The 2,453-nt window shown below is 44.8% G+C and carries 4 protein-coding genes; all 4 read left to right on the forward strand.

Translation table 11 applies throughout. The features are described from left to right. The coding region (locus PHG87_07300) for a hypothetical protein (protein ID MDD5477980.1) at positions 1-234 on the forward strand (234 nt) is incomplete at its 5' end. Positions 235-334: 100 nt separating this feature from the next. Then, positions 335-766 carry a hypothetical protein gene (locus PHG87_07305; GenBank protein ID MDD5477981.1) on the forward strand — a complete coding sequence of 144 codons (432 nt, stop codon included), beginning with the start codon at positions 335-337 and terminating at the stop codon, positions 764-766. Beyond that, entirely contained in the window at positions 763-1,782 is a 1,020-nt protein-coding gene (locus PHG87_07310) for a hypothetical protein (GenBank protein MDD5477982.1), read from the forward strand. Before PHG87_07305 ends, PHG87_07310 begins: the two co-directional genes overlap by 4 nt. Positions 1,783-2,010: 228 nt before the next feature. After that, positions 2,011-2,453 (forward strand): hypothetical protein (locus PHG87_07315; protein MDD5477983.1); only part of this gene is annotated, 443 nt, incomplete at its 3' end.

Consider the following 2,453-nt stretch of genomic DNA (forward strand, 5'->3'; position numbering starts at 1 on the left):
GAGGACGAAAAGCCCCGTAAGAGACGGGGAAAGCGTAAGCCTGGCGTCGTTAAGGCGATCAGGCTAATCCTGTATAAAGACCCCGACACCCCGGCCGAAGAGGTTATCGAGAGGGTCGAACAACAGGGGTTCTCTTGCTCGCGCGCAACCGTGGAGACCATGATTTACGAAGCGCGTCAGGCGATCGCCACGTTCAAGGAACTGGGGATGTATAAGAGCCCCAGGAAAAAGTAATGGGGCAATAAGCCCTAGGTTGCTATGCTATTGGGGGGCCCTCCAAGAGGGCCCCCCAATCTTTTTTTGTGCCCCAAACTCTTGCACAATATGGTGTAAAATGCCCCAGAAAATTTACTATATGTCAATGGACCGCTTGTTTGAATTGACAAATAGGCTTAATGAGCTAATAAACAAAAATGCTTCAACCTTTTCGAGCTTGAGGGTGTGGGGTTATCCACCAAATGGCTGTCCTATTGGGTATTTGCTATGTGCTATTGGTGGATACACTCCGGTTACTATAATGGCAAAGGCAACAATAGTAATTGTGCCCTATTTGAGGGAAAACAACAATCTCCACTCTTTGGAAGTTTCGTTTCCCATGCTCTTTCCCATGCTCTTTAAGCATATAAAGGATACGCCCTCTTACAGTGGCAAAAAGATTGGGGTATATGGTTTGTTTAATGAGGGCGATCAAGAGTGGGAAAACAGAAGTGATATTTTCTACCCTTGGAGAAGTGATATTTTCTACCCTTGGGATATTTGGACATGAATAGTATAGAAGTGGTCGGAATTACACTATCAAAAAACACCGACTTAGATAGTGTGGGCAGATTGTGCTTTGATGGGAAAACAGTATATGCCAATAATGAAACTATTGGCATAGTTGCCCCATATAGGACAAAGCTCAAAGGGTCCGTGAGTGGAAACCCACTAATCGCCTTGATAAAGAATGTTGGGGATATTGACCTAATCGAAAAAGGCGAATTAGTGGTCGCAAAGAAACGCAAGGGTGCTACCAAGCTGACAATGCGCTTGGGGGAGTTGACCCCTTTTCCTTATCGCATGGAGGACGATAATGTAATAGAGCTAAAAGAGGGTTATGGTGCACTTATCCGTAATGTAATGGTTTCAATGGGGACCGATGGAGGAAAGCCCGATATCCTTGGTTGCAGTATGGTCCTTAGTAGGGGAAAGATTCTATTTGTTTCATCCAATAATGTGTCTGCAACCAAAGTAACGATAAAGTGCCATGCAATGGAGGAAAAGTGCTATACCATGCCCCCAATTTTCTGGGAAGCATTTGATAAAATACTTGGTGGGGGATACCAATTAGAGGCAGTAGGCTACGCTGATAATATGGTAGCCTTTTACTTTTCGGGTAGTGTTGTTCTTATTGGAAGAACGCTAGAGGGCACAAACCCCAATAAGATATTGGATACGATAGATGATATGTATAGCATGGACGATGGATTCCAAGTGCCAGCAAACCTATTGGAGTCACTGAAGAGAACATCCATTGTATCCACCGAACAGAACCAGCAAACACAAATAAGGGTAAAGGATAGATATATCCACTTAGACACTGTAGGCGCTCTTGGCGAAGTACGGGATAGGGTGAAAGTAGATAGCGACATAAGCACCGAATTAGCTACATTGCCCTATTACTTATGCAAGGTGCTTCCGATTGCAACCAAGCTGTCCCTTGCCGAGAGTGCAATATCGGTTAAGGGTAAAAACCTTATAGGTGTCGTGGTCGCCTACCCAATAGAGCGAGAACGGCCGTAATCGTATAGTTAGGGGAGTGGGAGAAACAACCCTTTTTGGAGGAAAGACGCTATGTGCGAGCCCTACCATTCTATTGTTCAGCTTCCAGTAGAACCGCCCCAAGGGTCGGATGATTTTGTTGGAATTAGCTATGAGGACACCTGCTCCAAGTTAGGGCAATGGTGCAAAAGGATCGAAAAGTGGTTCCATCTTTCTAAGTTTGGGAAGGGTCATTATCAGGCAACCACTATGGCGGGAATAAGCTATCTAGGGCTATTTGATAGCTTAGTGTGGAAGCTCTATGAGGGAGAATGGTGGTATCGGGAGTTCCGGCTGGATGGTGCACTGGCAAGGTCTGGTCAAAGTGCCTCAATAGAGGCATATAACGCTGCGAAAGAGTACCATATAAGGTGTTGCACCCAAAACATATCGGTGTTTCGTAGGTTTCTGGAAAAAAGCCTAATGGAAACCGATAGGATGGGTGTTTATTTTGATGTTTTGAGAATTAAAAATGGGGTGTTCAATGTAAGGGGTGTGAATGAGCTAAACAAGATACTGAAACATAAGCCGGCTGAAAGACTGCTACGATCGGTAAACACCCCAGAGGGAACAAGAGCAAGGAAAAGCATTATTGGGCGGATATTGGGTATAACAAGGAAAAGGGAATTGTTCAGTGATACCTTTTCAGATGA

It is taken from the genome of Candidatus Omnitrophota bacterium (assembly GCA_028716245.1).
In the GTDB taxonomy this organism is placed as follows: domain Bacteria; phylum Omnitrophota; class Gorgyraeia; order Gygaellales; family Profunditerraquicolaceae; genus UBA6249.

Bases quoted from the DNA above. Each gene is read 5' to 3' on its own strand.
- PHG87_07305 (MDD5477981.1), top strand. From the start codon at position 335: ATGCCCCAGAAAATTTACTATATGTCAATGGACCGCTTGTTTGAATTG.
- PHG87_07310 (MDD5477982.1), top strand. From the start codon at position 763: ATGAATAGTATAGAAGTGGTCGGAATTACACTATCAAAAAACACCGAC.